Origin of the sequence: Pseudomonas sp. EL_65y_Pfl2_R96 (assembly GCF_963970905.1) — a bacterium.
In the GTDB taxonomy this organism is placed as follows: Bacteria; Pseudomonadota; Gammaproteobacteria; order Pseudomonadales; family Pseudomonadaceae; genus Aquipseudomonas.
Genome location: NZ_CAXAQH010000146.1, coordinates 1 through 608, shown reverse-complemented (window position 1 = coordinate 608; position 608 = coordinate 1). Strand labels below are relative to the sequence as shown.

The following is a 608-nucleotide window of genomic DNA, read 5'->3' as shown; positions in this document are numbered from 1 at the left end:
CCTTCCTCGACGTACCGTTCAAGTTTGTTCCAGTTGCTCGCCAGGTAGCTGATGGCTTTGCCCAGGGCGTTTTGAGCGGTGACCTGGGGTTGGGTCTTTTCCATCCAGCTTTTCAACTGAGCCAGCACCGGCAGGCTGTGCGCGTGACGACCGGTTTTTCGTTCGCCGTCGTTGCCGGCCTGTAGGTCGCGTTCGATGCCATAAAGCTTGTTGATCAGGTTCAGCGCGATGTCGGCACGTCCCGTCTTGCCTTTGGGCTGCACTTTTTGCGCTTCGACGAATTTGCGCCGTGCATGCGCCCAGCAGCCTAAACGCTCCACTCCTTCCTGCGCGCCCAGCGCGTTGTAACCGGCGTAATCATCGGTCATCACGTAGCCGCGATAGCCATCAAGCAGGCGCGTCGGCACCTCCTGAGCCCGGCTGGTGGAGTAGTCGAAAAGGATCACTGGTTTGTCGGGTGGGCCGCCGGTTTGCACCCACATCCAGGACTGGCTGCTGGGCTCCCGATCCTGCTCTTTCAACACCTGCACGCGGGTTTCATCGCAGTGGATGACGCGGCTTTCCAATAACTGGTCGCGCATTAAATTCAGCAGTGGTTGCAAGTGTTC

Annotated in this window: 1 protein-coding gene; it reads right to left on the bottom strand. The window is 58.9% G+C overall.

The annotated features are described in order from the left end of the window. Positions 1 to 608: IS66 family transposase (gene tnpC / locus AACY49_RS29915; protein WP_339527816.1), on the bottom strand; the 608-nt coding region annotated here is incomplete at both ends.